The sequence below is a fragment of the Pseudomonas sp. Marseille-Q1929 genome, assembly GCF_017316265.1.
In the GTDB taxonomy this organism is placed as follows: domain Bacteria; phylum Pseudomonadota; class Gammaproteobacteria; order Pseudomonadales; family Pseudomonadaceae; genus Aquipseudomonas.
Genome location: NZ_JAFLWU010000007.1, coordinates 146224 through 163553, shown reverse-complemented (window position 1 = coordinate 163553; position 17330 = coordinate 146224). Strand labels below are relative to the sequence as shown.

The following is a 17330-nucleotide window of genomic DNA, read 5'->3' as shown; positions in this document are numbered from 1 at the left end:
CAACGGCGCTGTCTGGCGCTGTGCGGGCGAAAAACCCGGCAGCGCAATGGCCGACACGGCTATGTAACCGTCTTGATACACCGTAAGGGAAACCCTGATTACCTCATTAGTGGCACTTTGCTATACAGCGCGCCCTTTCCCCTCCTAACAAGGCTAAAAGGCCGGCCCGGGAACAGGTTCTAATCGCCCAAGGAGCATTGAGATGTCATTGAGGAATATGAGGATCGGCTTGCGTGCTGGTCTGAGTTTTGGGGTTTTGGCCAGCTTGCTGGTGATTGTTGGTCTGTTTGGCCTGGGCCAGATGGCCAAGCTGCGCGAAAGTGCGCTGGTCATCGAGCAATCGTGGATGCCGAGCATCGAGAACATCCACGACAGCGCTGCCTACGTGGCCAGCATCCGCCTAGAGGCTTTGCGCCTGGCCACCACCGATGAATCGCGGATTCGTGACACCAGCAAAAGCCTGCTCGGCCGCCATCGCAGCGAACTGCAAACCCTGCTGCAGCATCACGAAAGCCTGCTCAGCGACGCCGAAGAAGGCGAGAAACTCAAGCAACTCAAGGTCAACGTCGACGCCTATCTCAGCCTGGTCGGGCAGATCGTGGCGCTGGTGGACAAGGATCAGCAACAAGACGCCATCGACCTGCTCAACACGCGCCTGGCGCCCCAGGGCGTGATCCTCAGCAAAAGCCTGGAAGAGCTGATCGTGTTCAACCAGGACGGCGTCGAAGCGGCAGTGGCGTCGGCGGCGCAGATGTATACGAACGCACAATGGGTGGTCGGCCTGATCATCGTGTTCGCGCTGCTGGCCACCCTGGTCCTGGCGTGGTTGCTGACCCGCAGCATCACCGCCCCTCTCGGCCAGGCGCTGAGCGTGGCGCGCACCATCGCCGCCGGCGACTTGAGCCAACCCATCGTGGTGCGCGGCAAGGATGAGCCGGCGCACTTGTTGACGGCCCTGGCCACCATGCAGGCGCAGTTGCAAACCACCATTCGCGGCATCAGTGAATCGGCACAACAGTTGGCCTCGGCCGCCGAAGAAATGAGCTCGGTGATGGAACAGAGCACCCGTGGCCTGCAAGCGCAGAACGATGAAATCGAACAGGCCGCGACCGCCGTGACGCAGATGAGCGCGGCGGTGGACGAGGTGGCGGGCAATGCGGTGTCCAGCGCCGAGGCGTCCAAGGCCTCCGACGAAGACAGCAAGCACGGCCACTACCAGATCAGCGAAACCATCAGTTCGATCCAGAACCTCGTGGACGAAGTGCTCGGCGCCTCCAATAAAGCCGAAGGCCTGGCGGTGCAGGCGCAAGACATCAGCAAGGTGCTGGAAGTGATCCGCGGCATTGCCGGGCAAACCAACCTGCTGGCGCTGAACGCGGCCATCGAAGCCGCCCGCGCGGGCGAGGCCGGCCGTGGTTTCGCAGTGGTCGCCGACGAGGTGCGCTCGCTGGCCCAACGCACCCAGAACTCCACCGAAGAAATCGAGCAGATGATCACCGGTATCCAACAAGGCACCCAGGACACGGTCGGCGCGCTGAACAGCAGCGCCGAACATGCCGGGCAAACCTTGCAGCGGGCCAACAGCGCCGGCAGCGCCCTGGAGAAAATCACTGCGGCCATCTCGCAGATCAGCCAACGCAACCTGGTGATCGCCAGCGCTGCCGAGCAACAGGCGCTGGTGGCGCGCGAGGTAGACCGCAGCCTGGTGAACATTCGCGACCTGTCCACCCAGACCGCCGCCGGTGCCACCCAGACCTCGGCCGCCAGCCAGGAACTGTCGCGCCTGGCGGTGGACCTCAATGGGCTGGTGACGCGGTTTGTCCTGTAATCAGTCGAGGTGGCGTGCAACACTCGCCGCCTGATTGATGTAGGAGAACTCCGTGAGACCTGTCGACACCCTGTACCTGCTGGGGCTCGCCGCCATTTGGGGCGCCAGCTTTCTGTTCATGCGCATTATCGCGCCGGAGCTGGGGGCGGTGCCGACCGCGTTTTTCCGTGTGTCGATTGCCGCTGCCGGCTTGCTGGTGATCCTCGCGGTGATGCGGGTGAAGTGGGATTTCCAGGGCAAGTTCAAGACCGTCCTGCTGCTGGGGGTCATCAACTCGGGCATTCCGGCGACGATGTACTCGGTGGCCGCCCAGGTGCTGCCGGCGGGCTATTCGGCGATCTTCAATGCCACCACACCGTTGATGGGCGTGTTGATTGGCGGGCTGTTTTTCAGTGAGCGCCTGACCCCGTCGAAACTCGCCGGGGTCAGCCTGGGCCTGCTTGGCGTCGGCGTGTTGACCCGTGCGGGGCCGGTGGCGTTTGACCTGGAGCTGTTGATGGGCGCGCTGGCCTGCCTGGTCGCCACTACCTGTTATGGCTTTGCCGGGTTCCTGGCGCGGCGCTGGCTGGATCAGCGCGGTGGCTTGGACAGTCGTCTGTCGGCCTTGGGCAGCATGCTCGGCGCCACACTGTTTCTGTTGCCGCTGTTTGCCTACAGCGCCATCCGCCATCCACCCGCGAGTTGGGGCGGCTGGCCGGTGTGGGGTTCGTTGCTCGGGTTGGGCCTGGTGTGTACGGCGCTGGCCTACGTGTTGTATTTCCGTTTGCTCACTGCCATCGGGCCGGTGCGGTCGATGACCACCACGTTCTTGATCCCACCGTTTGGCGTGCTGTGGGGTGCGCTGTTGCTGGGCGAGCCTTTATCGATGGCGCACGTGTACGGCGGGTTATTGATTGCCGGCGCGTTGTGGATGGTGTTGCGGCCAGGACGGCTGGCTAAAACCTTGTAGGACGATTACCGGAGTTTTCATGTGTCGCCTGTAGGACGGCCGCTATAATGCCGCCCAGATTTTTCCAAGGATTTCCCATGCTCGCACTGCCCTGGCTGTACCTGGCGCTTCTTTCCATTGGCTACGTACTCGCCCTGATCTATGGGCAATTGGGCGTACTGGCCGGCATCTCGGTAGCTTTGTTACTGCTGGCCGGGTATGCCGTACGCCAGCAGCGCACCCCTTGGGCGCGCTACCTCGGCCACGGCTTGTTTATCGCGCTGGCCCTGGGCCTGGCGATGCACTGGCTGCCGGGCTTCTACAATGGGCGCGGCATTGCCCCGCAGCGCTTTACCGCCGACGCCGTGCCCTTCTCGATGTACCTCAACCAGGACAAGCCGCTGATCGGCTTCTGGCTGCTGCTGGCCTGCCCGTGGATCGTGGCGCGCCGTTCGTTGCGCCTGTCGATCTGCGTCACCGCGCTGGCGTTGACCTTGACGGCCGTTGCCGCGCTGGGCGGCGCCGCGTTGCTGGGCATGATCAGTTGGGCGCCGAAATGGCCGGAGCAAGCATGGCTGTGGGTGTTGAACAATCTGCTGCTGGTCACCCTGGTGGAAGAAGCGCTGTTCCGTGGCTACGTCCAGGGTGGGCTGAGCCAGCGTTTCAAACAGCTGCCCTACGGTGACAATCTCGCGCTGTTGCTGGCCTCGCTGCTCTTCGGCCTGGTGCACCTGGGCGCGGGTTGGCAGTGGGTGCTGCTGGCGAGCATCGCTGGAGTCGGGTATGGCCTGGCGTATCGCTTTGGCGGCCTGGGCGCGGCGGTTGCCACGCACTTTGGCCTGAATCTGCTTCACTTCGGCTTGTTTACGTACCCGATGCTGGCCGGTTGATTGTTGCAAAAATAAGTTAAATAAACCCCTGCCCGTGCCGATAACCCCTGAAAGCCTTGCGGATTGAACAATCATGCGTAATAACCAACCCGTTACCCAGCGCGAACGTACCTTCCCCGCTCAGCAACGGTTGATCTCCACCACAGATGCCAAGGGTGTGATCACCTACTGTAACGACGCGTTTGTCGAGATCAGTGGGTTCACCCGCGAAGAACTGCTGCGCGCACCCCATAACCTGGTGCGTCACCCGGATGTTCCGGGCGCGGTGTTTGCGCATATGTGGACCACGCTCAAACAAGGCTTGCCATGGATGGGCATTGTCAAGAATCGCTGCAAGACCGGTGACCACTACTGGGTTAACGCCTATGTGACGCCGGTTTTCGAAGGCAACCAGGTGGTCGGCTACGAATCGGTGCGCATCAAGCCCACCGCCGAGCAGATCCGCCGCGCCGAAGCGCTCTATCAACGCATCAATCAGGGCAAGTCGGCGATCCCCCAGAAAGACAAGTGGCTGCCGGTGTTGCAAGACTGGCTGCCGTTTATCCTGGTGAGCCAGTTGAGCTTCATGATCGGCGCGTCGCTCAACTCCCACTGGGGCTTTGCCCTGGCGGCGGGGCTGTCGGTGCCCTTGGGCCTGCTGGGCCTGAGCTGGCAACAGCGCGGCCTCAAGCGCTTGCTGCGCTTGGCCGAGCAGACCACCTCTGACCCGTTGATCGCGCAGATGTACACCGACAGCCGTGGCGCCCAGGCGCGCCTGGAAATGTCGATCCTCAGCCAGGAAGCCCGTCTGAAGACGTGCCTGACGCGCTTGCAGGACACGGCCGAACACCTCAACGACCAAGCGGCGCAGTCCAACACCCTGGCGCACAACAGCTCCAGCGGCCTGGAACGCCAGCGCGTGGAAACCGAACAAGTGGCCACCGCCGTCAACCAGATGGCCGCGACGACCCAGGAGGTCGCCAGCCATGTCCAGCGCACGGCCGATGCAACCCAGGAGGCCAATCGCCTGACCGGTCGCGGCCGCGATATCGCCGGGGAAACCCGCGAGGCGATTCAGCGCCTGTCGGTGGCCGTGGGCGAGACGGGCGTGACCGTCACCCAATTGGCCAAGGACAGCGATGAAATCGGCGGCGTGGTCGATGTGATCAAAGGCATCGCCGACCAGACCAACCTGCTGGCACTCAACGCCGCCATCGAAGCGGCGCGGGCCGGTGAGATGGGCCGTGGTTTTGCCGTGGTGGCCGATGAAGTGCGCCAACTGGCCCAGCGGACTGCTGAGTCCACCGGGCAGATCCACGCCCTGATCGCCAAGCTGCAACAGACCGCTGCTGCCGCCGTGCAAACAATGGACGCCGGGCATCGCCAGGCCGAAGAAGGGGTGGCACGGGTGATGGAGGCGGATCAGGCGTTGGTGGGGATCAGTGAAGCGGTGGCGCATATCACCGACATGACCACGCAGATCGCAGCGGCGACCGAAGAGCAAAGCTCGGTGGCCGAAGAGATCAGCCGCAATATCAGCACGATTGCGCTGTTGGCGGACCAGACGTCGGAGCAGGCGTTGAACTCGGCGCAGTTGAGTGAAGAGCTCACTCATACCGCCAATACCCAGTATTCGCTGGTGGAGCGCTTCAACCGATAGACCGCTATCGCAGGCAAGCCAGCTCCCACAGTTGAATGTATTCACACATGGAAATCTGTGAACACCGTCCAATGTGGGAGCTGGCTTGCCTGCGATGAGGTCCTAGCAGCCGCCGAGAAACCCAGCCACTTTCACCGCCGCAGCCGCCAAATGCTGCTCATGACTAAACCCCGAAACCTTCAACGGTTTCAAATCATGATCCCCCGCCACCAGCCACATCACCTCGATGCTCGGCGCTAACACATACCCCTCCACCGCCGCCCGATTGCCCAAGGCATCGCGCTCGCCTTGCACGATCAAGGTCCGCGTCTTCAGCCCTGCCAGATGCTCCACCCGTGGTTTTTCCGGCTTGCCCACCGCATAGAACGGATAACCCAGGCACACCAGCCCATCAGCGTCTAACTCGTCGGCCAACAGACTGGCCATGCGCCCGCCCATGGACTTGCCGCCCACCGCCAGTTTCCCAGCGACATGACGTCGCACTTGCGCATACACCTCACGCCAGGCTTCCAGCAGTTTCGGCGCCGGGTTGGGTGGGCGTTTGCCGCCGTCCACACGGCGTTGGGCCATGTAGGGAAACTCGAAGCGCAACACGTTGACGCCGTGCGCGGCAAGGCGTGCAGCCATGTCGTTCATGAAGGCTGAGTCCATCGGCGCGCCGGCGCCGTGGGCCAGGATCAGCGTCACAGGTTCACGCCCTGCAACGTTCGCCGCGACATCCCACAACCAGCCGTGTTCCTGCACACACTGCGCCCATTGATCCCCGTCAATACTGGCCTTGTGCTCTTTGCCCATGCTTGCCTCGCTATTTAGTCTGCCTATAACTCCAGCCCAAGTGCCGCATTTGCTTGGGTTGAACCGTGGATGGGGAACCATGAACACTACTTTAAGTACCGCCTATAACTACAAGGTGGTCCGCCAATTCGCCATTATGACGGTGGTGTGGGGCATCGTCGGCATGGGGCTCGGGGTTTTTCTCGCCGCCCAATTGGTCTGGCCTGCTCTGAATTTCGATTTACCCTGGACCAGCTTCGGCCGCCTGCGCCCGTTGCACACCAACGCGGTGATCTTCGCGTTCGGTGGCTGCGCGCTGTTCGCCAGCTCCTTCTACTCGGTGCAACGCACCTGCCAAACCCAGCTGTTTGCGCCGAAAATCGCCGCATTCTGCTTCTGGGGCTGGCAGTTGGTCATCCTGTTGGCCGCGATCACCTTGCCGCTGGGCTACACCAGCTCCAAGGAATACGCCGAGCTGGAATGGCCGATCGACATCCTCATCACCATTGTCTGGGTGGCCTACGCCATCGTGTTCTTCGGCACGGTGATGAAGCGCAATACCAAGCACATCTACGTCGGTAACTGGTTTTTCGGTGCGTTCATCATCACCGTGGCCATTTTGCATATCGTCAACAACCTGGAAATCCCGGTCAGCCTGACCAAGTCCTACTCCCTCTACGGGGGTGCGACGGATGCCATGGTGCAGTGGTGGTATGGGCATAACGCGGTAGGCTTTTTCCTCACCGCCGGCTTCCTCGGGATGATGTACTACTTCGTGCCGAAACAGGCCGAGCGTCCGGTGTATTCCTATCGCTTGTCCATCGTGCACTTCTGGGCACTGATCACCCTGTACATCTGGGCCGGTCCGCACCACTTGCACTACACCGCGCTGCCGGACTGGGCACAGTCCCTGGGCATGGTGATGTCGCTGGTACTGCTCGCGCCAAGCTGGGGCGGGATGATCAACGGCATGATGACCCTGTCGGGCGCCTGGCATAAGTTGCGCAGCGACCCGATCTTGCGCTTCCTCGTGGTCTCCCTGGCGTTCTACGGCATGTCGACGTTCGAAGGCCCGATGATGGCGATCAAGACCGTCAACGCCCTTTCCCACTACACCGACTGGACCATCGGCCACGTACACGCCGGCGCCCTCGGCTGGGTAGCGATGATCTCCATCGGCGCGCTGTACCACATGATCCCGAAAATCTTCGGTCGCGAGCAGATGTACAGCCTCGGCCTGATCAACGCGCATTTCTGGCTGGCCACCATCGGCACCGTGCTCTACATCGCCTCGATGTGGGTCAACGGCATCGCCCAGGGCCTGATGTGGCGTGCGGTCAACGAAGACGGCACCTTGACTTACTCCTTCGTCGAAACCCTGGTGGCCAGCCACCCTGGCTTCATCGTGCGGTTGGTGGGCGGTGCAGTGTTCCTCAGCGGCATGTTCCTGATGGCTTACAACACTTGGCGCACCGTGCGCTCGGCACAACCTGTCGAAGCCGCCACCGCCACGCAGATGGCCTGAGGAGTCAGTGATGAAACACGAAACGATTGAAAAGAACGTCGGCCTGCTGATGCTGCTGATGGTGCTGGCCGTGAGTATCGGCGGCCTGACCCAGATCGTCCCGCTGTTCTTCCAGGACGTCACCAACAAGCCGGTGGAAGGCATGAAGCCCTACACCGCGCTGCAACTGGAAGGCCGTGACATCTACATCCGCGAAGGCTGTGTGCAGTGCCACTCGCAGATGATCCGCCCGTTCCGCGCCGAGACCGAACGCTACGGCCACTACTCGGTAGCGGGCGAAAGCGTCTGGGATCACCCGTTCCTGTGGGGCTCCAAGCGCACCGGGCCGGACCTGGCGCGCGTCGGCGCACGCTACTCGGACGACTGGCACCGCGCGCACTTGTACAACCCGCGCAACGTCGTGCCCGAGTCGAAAATGCCAGCCTACCCATGGCTGGTCACCGCCGCGGTCGACAGCAGCCACACCGAGACCAAGTTGAAAGTGATGCGCACCCTCGGCGTGCCGTACACCGACGACGACATCAGTGGCGCCGTGGCCAGCCTCAAGGGCAAGACCGAGATGGACGCGCTGGTGTCGTACCTGCAAGTGCTCGGCACTGCCATCAAGAGCAAGAGGTGAGCCATGGGATTTGAATTCGATGCGGGCACCATCCGCGGCCTTGGCACGCTGGTCGTCGCCATCGCCTTTATCGGCCTGTCGCTGTGGGTGTTCAACAACCGCCGCAATGCGGAATTCGAGCAGGCGCGCCTGCTGCCGTTCGCCGATGAACCCTCTCCATCCGACGCTCAAGAAGAGCCTGCAATAAGGAGCACTCGGCCATGACCCTATTTTGGAGTACATGGATCTGCGTACTGACCCTGGGCAGCCTGATCGGCCTGACCTGGCTGTTGATCGGCACCCGCAAGGGCGAGACCAAGGGCAGTGTGGACCAGACCATGGGCCACGCCTTCGACGGGATCGAGGAGTACGACAACCCCCTGCCCCAGTGGTGGTTCATGCTGTTCGCCGGCACCCTGGTGTTTGCGGTCGGCTACCTGATCCTCTACCCGGGCCTGGGCAACTGGAAAGGTGTGCTGCCAGGCTACGAGGACGGCTGGACGCAGAACAAGGAGTGGGACAAGGAAATGGCCAAGGCCGACGCCAAGTTCGGGCCGATCTTCGCCAAATTCGCGGCCATGCCCGTGGAAGAAGTGGCCAAAGACCCGCAAGCGTTGAAAATGGGCGGTCGCCTGTTTGCCTCCAACTGCGCGGTGTGCCACGGCTCGGACGCCAAGGGCGCATACGGCTTCCCGAACCTGGCGGACAACATCTGGCGCTGGGGCGGTTCGGCCGAGGCGATCAAGACCACCATCCTCAACGGTCGCCACGCGGCGATGCCAGCCTGGGGTGAAATCCTCGGTGAAGACGGCGTGAAAAACGTTGCCGCCTACGTGCGTCACGACCTGGCCAAGCTGCCATTGCCGGCAGACAACAGCGCCGACCTGGCCGCCGGCCAAGCCGCGTTCAACACCACTTGCGTCGCCTGCCACGGCCCGCAAGGCACTGGCATGGAAGCCATGGGTGCACCCGACCTGACCAAACCGGCTGGCTACATCTACGGCACCAGCCTGGCGCAGTTGCAGCAGACGATCCGTCACGGCCGCCAAGGCCAGATGCCGGCGCAGGATGTGCTGCAAGGGAATGACAAGGTGCACTTGTTGGCGGCGTATGTTTACAGCTTGTCCCATGGGGAGCAGAAGACTGAGCAATAGTCAGTCCTTGTAAACCCGCGAGCCCCGCTCAGTGCAAACTGGCGGGGCTTTTTTTGTGGGGACAATATTGCAACTCGCGCCACCAAAGTAGTAACGTGCCTACATTCACCCTGGCCCGGGGAGCTATCCCATGACTATCACCACTATTTCCAGCCGCGAATTCAATCAAGACACAAGCGGTGCCAAAAAAGCCACGCGCCAAGGCCCGGTTTTCATCACCGACCGCGGCAAACCCGCCCATGTGCTGCTAAGCATTGAGGACTACCAGAAGTTGACCGGCCTGAACGCCGACATCGTTGACCTGCTGGTCATGCCGGACGCTGCCGATACCGACTTCCAGACCGAGCGCGCCGTGATCACTCATCGCCCTGTGGACCTTTCTTGATGTATCTACTCGACACCAACGTTATTTCCGAACTACGTAAACCCCAGGCAGACGCGAACGTCGTCGCCTGGGCCAAAAGCGTCATCGCACCGCGCATGTTCATCTCAGTGATTACGCTGAAGGAGTTGGAAACCGGGGTACTGCGTATGGAGCGGCGCGACCCGGCCCAAGGCAAGGTCCTGCGCACCTGGCTCAAGCGCCATGTGATGCCGGCGTTCGATGCCCGAATCCTGCCGGTAGATGCCGCCGTCGCCCTGCGTTGCGCCCACTTACATGTTCCCGACCAGGCGAACGAGAGCGACGCCCTGATCGCTGCGACTGCGCTGGTGCACGGACTCACCGTTGTCACACGCAATGTCAGTGACTTCAAATCCAGTGGCGTGACGGTGATCAATCCCTGGGACGAATAACCGGGCTTTCACCCGCCGAGACTTCGCGACCTTTTGTCACACCCCCTCCAAAGCACAACTTTCCCCTCCCGCCATTCGGGTCTACGCTTCCCCCACAGCGGGCTGGTTCTGGTGTACGCGACGACTGCCGTTGCGAGCCGAAAAAATTCCTGTCCACTTGATCAGCTTTCGAACTCCGACTTTATCCTTACGTAAAACAGGGAAAGGGCGCAGAATCTGGCGTGGAACGCCTTGACACAGGTCAGCGTTGCGTTGCATTGGCCTCTCGCTTTCTACATACTTGCGGCCGATTTTTACCTATAAAAAAACCTAAACCGTGGAACCTTAGAATGAGCACAGCAATCAGTCCGACTGCTTATAACTATAAGGTAGTCCGCCAGTTCGCCATCATGACGGTGGTCTGGGGGATCCTTGGCATGGGGCTCGGGGTGTTCATCGCCTCGCAACTGGTCTGGCCGGAATTGAACTTCGGCTTGCCCTGGACGACCTTCGGTCGCCTGCGCCCGCTGCACACCAACCTGGTGATTTTCGCCTTCGGTGGATGTGCATTGTTTGCCACCTCCTACTATGTCGTGCAGCGAACCTGCCAGACGCGACTGATCTCCGATGGCCTCGCCGCCTTCACCTTCTGGGGCTGGCAAGCCGTGATCCTCGGCGCCATCGTCACCCTGCCCCTGGGCTACACCACCACCAAGGAATACGCCGAGCTGGAATGGCCCATCGCCATTTTGCTTGCCATTGTGTGGGTGACCTATGCCGTGGTGTTCTTCGGCACCATCGTCAAGCGCAAGACCAAGCACATCTACGTGGGCAACTGGTTCTACGGCGCCTTCATCCTGGTCACGGCGATGCTGCACATCGTCAACCACGCCTCGCTGCCGGTCAGCCTGTTCAAGTCCTATTCGGCGTATGCCGGGGCGACGGACGCGATGATCCAGTGGTGGTACGGGCATAACGCGGTGGGTTTTTTCCTGACCACCGGTTTCCTGGGGATGATGTACTACTTCGTGCCGAAACAGGCCGAACGTCCTATTTACTCGTATCGCCTGTCCATCGTGCACTTCTGGGCGCTGATCACCCTGTACATCTGGGCTGGCCCGCACCACTTGCACTACACCGCGTTGCCGGATTGGGCGCAGTCGCTGGGCATGGCGATGTCGATCATCCTGCTGGCCCCGAGCTGGGGCGGCATGATCAACGGCATGATGACCCTGTCGGGCGCCTGGCATAAATTGCGCACCGACCCGATCCTGCGGTTCCTGGTGGTGTCGCTGGCGTTCTACGGCATGTCGACCTTCGAAGGGCCGATGATGGCGATCAAGACCGTCAACTCGCTGTCCCACTACACCGACTGGACCATCGGCCACGTACACGCCGGCGCCCTCGGTTGGGTCGCGATGATCTCCATCGGTGCGCTGTACCACATGATCCCGAAACTGTTTGGTCGCCCGCAAATGCACAGCGTCGCGCTGATCAATGCGCACTTCTGGCTGGCCACCATCGGCACCGTGCTCTACATCGCCTCGATGTGGGTCAACGGCATCACCCAAGGCCTGATGTGGCGTGCGATCAACGATGACGGCACCCTCACCTACTCCTTCGTCGAAGCGCTGCAAGCCAGTCACCCGGGCTTCATCGTCCGCGCCCTGGGCGGTGCATTCTTTGCCTCCGGCATGTTCCTGATGGCCTACAACGTCTGGCGCACCGTACGTGCCGCCGACCCTGTAGAAGCTGAAGCCGCCGCCAAGATCGCCGTAGTGGGAGCGCACTGATGAAGCATGAAGTAGTCGAGAAGAATATCGGCCTGCTGGCCTTCTTCATGGTCATCGCCGTGAGTATCGGCGGCCTGACCCAGATCGTTCCGCTGTTCTTCCAGGACGTCACCAACAAGCCGGTGGAAGGCATGAAGCCGCGCACCGCCCTTGAACTGGAAGGCCGCGACGTCTACATCGCCAACGGTTGTGTCGGCTGCCACTCGCAGATGATCCGCCCGTTCCGCGCCGAAACCGAACGCTACGGCCACTACTCGGTCGCCGGCGAAAGCGTGTGGGACCACCCGTTCCTGTGGGGCTCCAAGCGCACCGGCCCGGACCTGGCCCGTGTCGGCGGACGCTACTCCGATGACTGGCAGCGCGCGCACTTGTACAACCCGCGCAACGTGGTGCCTGAGTCGAAAATGCCGGCGTACCCGTTCCTCGTGGAAAACAAGCTCGACGGCAAGGACACCGCGAAGAAGATGGAAGTCTTGCGCACCCTGGGCGTGCCCTACACCGATGAAGACATCGCCGGTGCAGCTGCAGCCGTGAAGGGCAAGACCGAAATGGACGCGCTGGTGGCCTACCTGCAAGGCCTTGGCACCATCATCAAAAGCAAACGGTGACCTACATGGATATCGGGATGATTCGAGGCCTGGGCACCGTTGTGGTGATGGTGGCCTTTATCGGCCTGGCGTTGTGGGTGTTCAGCCCCCGCCGCAAGTCGGAGTTTGACGACGCAACCATGCTGCCCTTTGCGGATGATCCCGAAGCCATCAAGCACGTCGAGCAAGCTTCTAGGAGTAACAAAGAATGACTACGTTCTGGAGTCTGTACGTCACAGTCCTCAGTCTGGGAACCATCTTCGCCCTGACCTGGCTGTTGCTGTCGACCCGCAAGGGCCAGCGCACCGAGCAGACGGACGAGACCGTCGGCCACTCGTTCGACGGCATCGAGGAGTACGACAACCCGCTGCCAAAATGGTGGTTCATGCTGTTTGTCGGCACCATCGTCTTCGCCCTCGGCTACCTGGTGCTGTACCCGGGCCTGGGCAACTGGAAAGGCGTGCTGCCGGGCTACAACTACCTCGACAACGATAAGCAAACCCCTTTCGCCAACGGCCAGACCGGCTGGACTGGCGTGCACGAATGGGAAAAGGAAATGGCCAAGTCGGAGGCCAAGTTCGGACCGATCTTCGCCAAATTCGCGTCGATGCCCATTGAAGAAGTAGCCAAGGACCCGCAAGCCTTGAAGATGGGTGGCCGTTTGTTCGCCTCCAACTGCTCGGTGTGCCACGGTTCCGATGCCAAGGGCGCCTATGGCTTTCCCAACCTGACCGACGCCGACTGGCGCTGGGGCGGCGACCCGGCCGTCATCAAGGAAACCATCATGAAAGGCCGCCACGCAGTCATGCCCGCCTGGGCTGAAGTAATTGGCGAACAAGGTGTGGCCGACGTCGCCGGTTTCGTGCTGACCAACCTCGATGGCCGCAAGCTGCCGGAAGGTGCCAAGGCCGACGTGGCCAACGGCGAAAAACTCTTCGCCACCAACTGCGTCGCCTGCCACGGCCCGGCCGGTAAAGGTACCCCAGCGATGGGCGCGCCCGACCTGACCCATCCAGGCGCGTTCATCTACGGTTCGAGCTTCGCGCAACTGCAACAGACCATCCGTTACGGCCGCCAGGGCCAGATGCCTGCGCAGGAACAATTGCAGGGCAACGACAAAGTGCACTTGCTGGCGGCGTATGTTTACAGCTTGTCTCATAAAGACAAAACCGCAGAAGAACAGTAGTCCTTTAGAAACACGGATGCCCCGCACAGTCAAACTGGCGGGGCATTATTGCCATTACCGGTAGCTAAGCAAACAACCAGCATTATTGATGCGCCGCTTTTTCCTGGTACCCGCCCAGCTCACTGCCGTATCGCAGTGTTACAGGCAAATAACATTAAAAAACCACGCAATCGAGATTCAGGAACGACCGTCTTCTCGGATTTTGGCTGGCCTCAATTACTCAACTTATTGACTTGCCCCATCAGGCCTATTTACTTGGAAAGAGGCAATCCTTCGAACTCCGGATGAGAGAACTTACCTTCAGGTTGCCTCGACTGGTCAACACCTTGACCCGCGTTACCAGGGAAGTTGCTTTCAAACCATTTCCGTTCCGCAGCAATCCAAGGGTTCTCAGGCAGCTTGGAAGTAGTCAATCCTTCAAGCTTCTGATGAGGGATTTTGTCTTGAGACTGCCCCGATTGATCAACACCTCGATCCGCGTTACCACTTAAGTTGCTTTCAGCCAATTCCCGTTCCGCAGCAATCCAAGGGTTCTCAGGCAGCTTGGAAGCAGTCGGTTGTTCAGGTTCCTGCTGGTTTGGGATTTTTGGCAAATTAAACACGTGCGCATTAAAGTTGGAAATATTCATTTCAATTTCTCCTTGATGATGAGTATACGGTTAACTAGGTGACAAAAAGCCAGTTAACCGTTCCAAACACTTAATACTGCGTTACAACTCACCAAACAGGCCCTACAGAGAATAATGCAAGCGTGCACCACTCGCTGAGCCGAGTTCACGCTGCGCTTACTGTCGCGCCCCCCCCCCATTCAACACCTCGCACCCAGCGTGCTGACAGCGAAACGCCAAGTCGATGGCTGGTCGTGTTTCTGAGTATATTTCTTAACCCTTGCCACCTACGCAACGCTGGTTGGCGGCCCGAACAAGTGTGCATCTACATGTGTCTGTATGCGTGCTTTCAGAGCGTGATGTACGACAAGGACAACGTGCACCCGTTGGCAGTGTATGTTTACAGCTTGCCCCATGGGGTAAGAGGCTGAGGAGCGGTAAGGCGTCAGGAACAACGAAGCCCCACGCAGTGAGAACTGGCGGGGCTTTCTTATAAGGCGTTGACAACCAATAACGCCCTATCGATTTCTCGCACTTACTTGATGTATGGAAGTTTCTTCTCTATATCATGACGGCCGACCTGTCCGTGCTTACCATCAAACCCTAACTGCTGCATCAACTCAGGACGACTCAAGAGTTCACGCACGAACATCTTGTCTTCATCACTGGAAGTATTCGAAGTCAATACACGCTGAAGTCTTGGAACCGTTAACTCGTCGAAAGCACGGCCGGCTGTACTGAGTGGGCTCACATACTTGAAATCATTGAAATTATCAAATAAATGCCGCGCAATGTCCTTATCACTCATGGTGGTGAACCGGCCATTTTCTTTTCTCTCAAAGGCGCCGAGACTGGCCTGGTCAATTTTCCCATCGTGCTTGTGCTTGCCATAACCGTCGCACTTCTCGAACAACCCGTCTCTTTCCAATATGGCCCGGGCCAAAGATGAATCATCGGAATAGGCCCCATTCCGCTCGGAAAAGTACGCTATTTTCGCCAGCGATTCGCGAGTCACAGAACCTGGGTACTTGGGATCGGTAAACCTGTCAAAGTTCGTGCGCAGAAGAAAAACCAGCCCTTCATCAGAAGTAGAAGTATAAGGATCAGAAGCCGCGCTCGTTGCTGGCGAGTTCGATTCCTGAACCGACGCCAACGAAGGATTATAGGAAACACCACTAATAGCAGTCATTAACAGCTCCTCGATTAATAGATCATATATAGGCCTACTCTTCGTGAAACCTAGCAACCCTACAGTTCCTACTGAATTCGGAACAAGTGTTTAACAAAATTTCCTAGGGGTAACGATGTGCAGCTCCTACATCACTTTATGGACAAGTCCGCACAGGCGTGAAGATACTTCCCTCACGCACGGCCAGCGGTGTACAGCCCACAATTTTGTACAGGACAATCCCTAGGGCAAATGACCAACCTCGCGCCAAAAACCGTCCATACTTCCCAAGTCAATTGATCCAGATCACGTACACCATCAATTGATTTCCCCCAACGCGACCAAAGGTCGCACCCTTTGCGCACCATCGGGGGCGTATCATTAGGCCACTGCAACACCCCTAATTTGACCCCGGTTGGCACGTACTGGCCGAGGCAAATCTCCACCGCCGTGGGATGCAATGATGAGCGACCAAATACCGGTACATGACGTTACCCCGCCTGCCAAAACCGTTGACCTCTACGCCTCGCGAGAGAAGATCTATACCCGTGCCTTCACCGGCCTGTTCCGTAATCTGCGGATGCTCGGCGGTGCCGGTCTGTTCCTGCTCTACTTCGGCACGGTGTGGCTGAACTGGGGTGGCCACCAGGCCGTGTGGTGGAACCTGCCGGAGCGTAAATTCTTTATTTTCGGTGCGACCTTCTGGCCCCAGGACTTCATCCTGCTCTCGGGCATTCTTATCGTCGCGGCCTTTGGCCTGTTCTTTATCACCGTGTACGCCGGCCGCGTGTGGTGCGGCTATACCTGCCCGCAAAGCGTGTGGACGTGGATCTTCATGTGGTGCGAAAAAGTCACCGAAGGCGACCGCAACCAGCGCATCAAGCTCGACAAGGCGCCGATGGGCGCCAACAAGTTCGTGCGTAAATTCAGCAAGCACACCCTGTGGCTGCTGATCGGCTTTGTCACCGGCATGACCTTTGTCGGCTATTTCTCGCCGATCCGCGAACTGGTGTTCGACTTCTTCACCGGCCAGGCCGATGGCTGGTCGTATTTCTGGGTCGGTTTCTTCACCCTCGCCACCTACGGCAACGCCGGCTGGCTGCGCGAGCAGGTGTGTATCTACATGTGCCCGTACGCACGTTTCCAGAGCGTGATGTTCGACAAGGACACGTTGATCGTTTCCTACGACCCACGCCGTGGCGAACTGCGTGGCCCGCGCAAAAAAGGCAGCGACTACAAGGCCGAGGGCCTGGGGGATTGCATCGACTGCACGATGTGCGTGCAGGTGTGCCCTACCGGGATCGACATCCGCGACGGCCTGCAAATCGAGTGCATCGGCTGCGCGGCGTGTATCGACGCCTGCGACAACATCATGGACAAGATGGACTACCCACGCGGCCTGATCAGCTACACCACCGAACACAACCTGTCCGGGCAGAAAACCCACAAACTGCGCCCGCGCCTGATCGGCTACGCACTGGTGCTGCTGGCGATGATCAGCCTGCTGGTAGCCGCGTTTTTCATGCGCTCGCTGGTGGGTTTCGACGTGAGCAAGGACCGCGTGCTGTACCGCGAAAACGCCGAAGGCCGCATCGAAAACGTCTACAGCCTGAAGATCATGAACAAGGACCAGCGCGACCACACCTACGTGCTCGACGCCGCCGGTCTGCCCGACCTCAAGCTGCAAGGCCGCCGCGAGATCAGGGTAGCCGCCGGTGATATCGTCAGCATGCCGGTGGAGCTGTCCAGTGCGCCGGAACAATTGCCGTCAAGCACCAACGAGGTCAAATTCATCCTCACCGATGCCGATGACCCCGACGTTCGTATCGAAGCCAAGAGCCGATTCATCGGCCCTCAAGTCCGTTAAACATAGAGAGC

18 protein-coding genes and 1 pseudogene are annotated in these 17330 nt (G+C 59.9%); 16 read left to right on the top strand and 3 right to left on the bottom strand.

The window, feature by feature from the left end; genetic code table 11:
- Positions 1-202 precede the first annotated feature (202 nt).
- The 4 genes from J1G37_RS11375 to J1G37_RS11360 all read left to right on the top strand — a co-directional run bounded on the left by J1G37_RS11375 (position 203) and on the right by J1G37_RS11360 (position 5285).
- Positions 203-1828 (top strand): methyl-accepting chemotaxis protein, encoded by a 1626-nt coding sequence (locus J1G37_RS11375; RefSeq protein WP_207041763.1) that lies wholly within the window; start codon positions 203-205, stop codon positions 1826-1828.
- A gap of 52 nt (positions 1829-1880) precedes the next feature.
- Positions 1881-2777: a DMT family transporter gene (locus J1G37_RS11370; protein ID WP_207041761.1), complete on the top strand. Its 897-nt coding sequence runs from the start codon at positions 1881-1883 to the stop codon at positions 2775-2777.
- 77 nt (positions 2778-2854) lie between these two features.
- Positions 2855-3646, top strand: a complete 792-nt coding sequence (locus tag J1G37_RS11365) for a CPBP family intramembrane glutamic endopeptidase (RefSeq protein ID WP_207041759.1) — start codon at positions 2855-2857, stop codon at positions 3644-3646.
- A gap of 73 nt (positions 3647-3719) precedes the next feature.
- On the top strand, positions 3720-5285 hold the full coding sequence (locus J1G37_RS11360; protein ID WP_124526603.1) for a PAS domain-containing methyl-accepting chemotaxis protein: 1566 nt from the start codon (positions 3720-3722) through the stop codon (positions 5283-5285).
- A 102-nt stretch (positions 5286-5387) separates the two neighbouring features.
- Here the strand turns inward: J1G37_RS11360 and J1G37_RS11355 are convergent, their stop codons facing one another.
- Complete coding sequence (locus J1G37_RS11355; protein WP_207041758.1) at positions 5388-6080, bottom strand: alpha/beta family hydrolase; 693 nt, start codon at positions 6078-6080, stop codon at positions 5388-5390.
- A 79-nt stretch (positions 6081-6159) separates the two neighbouring features.
- Between J1G37_RS11355 and ccoN (J1G37_RS11350) the strand changes: the two genes are divergently transcribed.
- The 10 genes from ccoN (J1G37_RS11350) (at position 6160) to ccoP (J1G37_RS11305) (ending at position 13676) form a co-directional block, all read left to right on the top strand.
- Entirely contained in the window at positions 6160-7584 is a 1425-nt protein-coding gene (ccoN, locus tag J1G37_RS11350) for a cytochrome-c oxidase, cbb3-type subunit I (protein ID WP_017735320.1), read from the top strand.
- A 10-nt stretch (positions 7585-7594) separates the two neighbouring features.
- On the top strand, positions 7595-8203 hold the full coding sequence (gene ccoO / locus J1G37_RS11345; RefSeq protein ID WP_017735321.1) for a cytochrome-c oxidase, cbb3-type subunit II: 609 nt from the start codon (positions 7595-7597) through the stop codon (positions 8201-8203).
- 3 nt (positions 8204-8206) lie between these two features.
- Positions 8207-8407 (top strand): cbb3-type cytochrome c oxidase subunit 3, encoded by a 201-nt coding sequence (locus tag J1G37_RS11340; RefSeq protein ID WP_010208563.1) that lies wholly within the window; start codon positions 8207-8209, stop codon positions 8405-8407.
- The gene (ccoP, locus tag J1G37_RS11335; RefSeq protein ID WP_207041756.1) at positions 8404-9336 is read left to right on the top strand and encodes a cytochrome-c oxidase, cbb3-type subunit III; all 933 of its coding nucleotides are present in this window, start codon (positions 8404-8406) and stop codon (positions 9334-9336) included. The genes J1G37_RS11340 and ccoP (J1G37_RS11335) overlap by 4 nt, the downstream gene beginning before the upstream one ends.
- A gap of 130 nt (positions 9337-9466) precedes the next feature.
- The gene (locus J1G37_RS11330) at positions 9467-9721 is read left to right on the top strand and encodes a type II toxin-antitoxin system Phd/YefM family antitoxin (protein WP_207041755.1); all 255 of its coding nucleotides are present in this window, start codon (positions 9467-9469) and stop codon (positions 9719-9721) included.
- Entirely contained in the window at positions 9721-10131 is a 411-nt protein-coding gene (locus tag J1G37_RS11325; protein WP_124526608.1) for a type II toxin-antitoxin system VapC family toxin, read from the top strand. The genes J1G37_RS11330 and J1G37_RS11325 overlap by 1 nt, the downstream gene beginning before the upstream one ends.
- 329 nt (positions 10132-10460) lie before the next feature.
- Entirely contained in the window at positions 10461-11903 is a 1443-nt protein-coding gene (gene ccoN / locus J1G37_RS11320) for a cytochrome-c oxidase, cbb3-type subunit I (RefSeq protein WP_124526609.1), read from the top strand.
- The gene (ccoO, locus tag J1G37_RS11315; RefSeq protein WP_003193167.1) at positions 11903-12511 is read left to right on the top strand and encodes a cytochrome-c oxidase, cbb3-type subunit II; all 609 of its coding nucleotides are present in this window, start codon (positions 11903-11905) and stop codon (positions 12509-12511) included. The genes ccoN (J1G37_RS11320) and ccoO (J1G37_RS11315) overlap by 1 nt, the downstream gene beginning before the upstream one ends.
- Positions 12512-12516: 5 nt before the next feature.
- Positions 12517-12702: a CcoQ/FixQ family Cbb3-type cytochrome c oxidase assembly chaperone gene (locus J1G37_RS11310; protein WP_003193169.1), complete on the top strand. Its 186-nt coding sequence runs from the start codon at positions 12517-12519 to the stop codon at positions 12700-12702.
- Entirely contained in the window at positions 12699-13676 is a 978-nt protein-coding gene (gene ccoP / locus J1G37_RS11305) for a cytochrome-c oxidase, cbb3-type subunit III (RefSeq protein WP_207041754.1), read from the top strand. Before J1G37_RS11310 ends, ccoP (J1G37_RS11305) begins: the two co-directional genes overlap by 4 nt.
- Positions 13677-13927: 251 nt before the next feature.
- On the opposite strand, the gene J1G37_RS11300 is transcribed toward ccoP (J1G37_RS11305), so the two are convergent.
- Positions 13928-14305, bottom strand: coding sequence for a hypothetical protein (locus J1G37_RS11300; RefSeq protein ID WP_207041753.1), 378 nt, complete (start codon positions 14303-14305; stop codon positions 13928-13930).
- Between the two features lie 216 nt (positions 14306-14521).
- Between J1G37_RS11300 and J1G37_RS28970 the strand changes: the two are divergent.
- A pseudogene (locus J1G37_RS28970) lies at positions 14522-14664 on the top strand (cytochrome c oxidase accessory protein CcoG); the annotation flags it as partial.
- A 155-nt stretch (positions 14665-14819) separates the two neighbouring features.
- Here the strand turns inward: J1G37_RS28970 and J1G37_RS11295 are convergent.
- Positions 14820-15473 carry a hypothetical protein gene (locus J1G37_RS11295; RefSeq protein ID WP_207041752.1) on the bottom strand — a complete coding sequence of 218 codons (654 nt, stop codon included), beginning with the start codon at positions 15471-15473 and terminating at the stop codon, positions 14820-14822.
- Positions 15474-15915: 442 nt separating this feature from the next.
- Between J1G37_RS11295 and ccoG the strand changes: the two genes are divergently transcribed.
- On the top strand, positions 15916-17319 hold the full coding sequence (ccoG, locus tag J1G37_RS11290) for a cytochrome c oxidase accessory protein CcoG (RefSeq protein WP_207041751.1): 1404 nt from the start codon (positions 15916-15918) through the stop codon (positions 17317-17319).
- Positions 17320-17330: the final 11 nt, after the last annotated feature.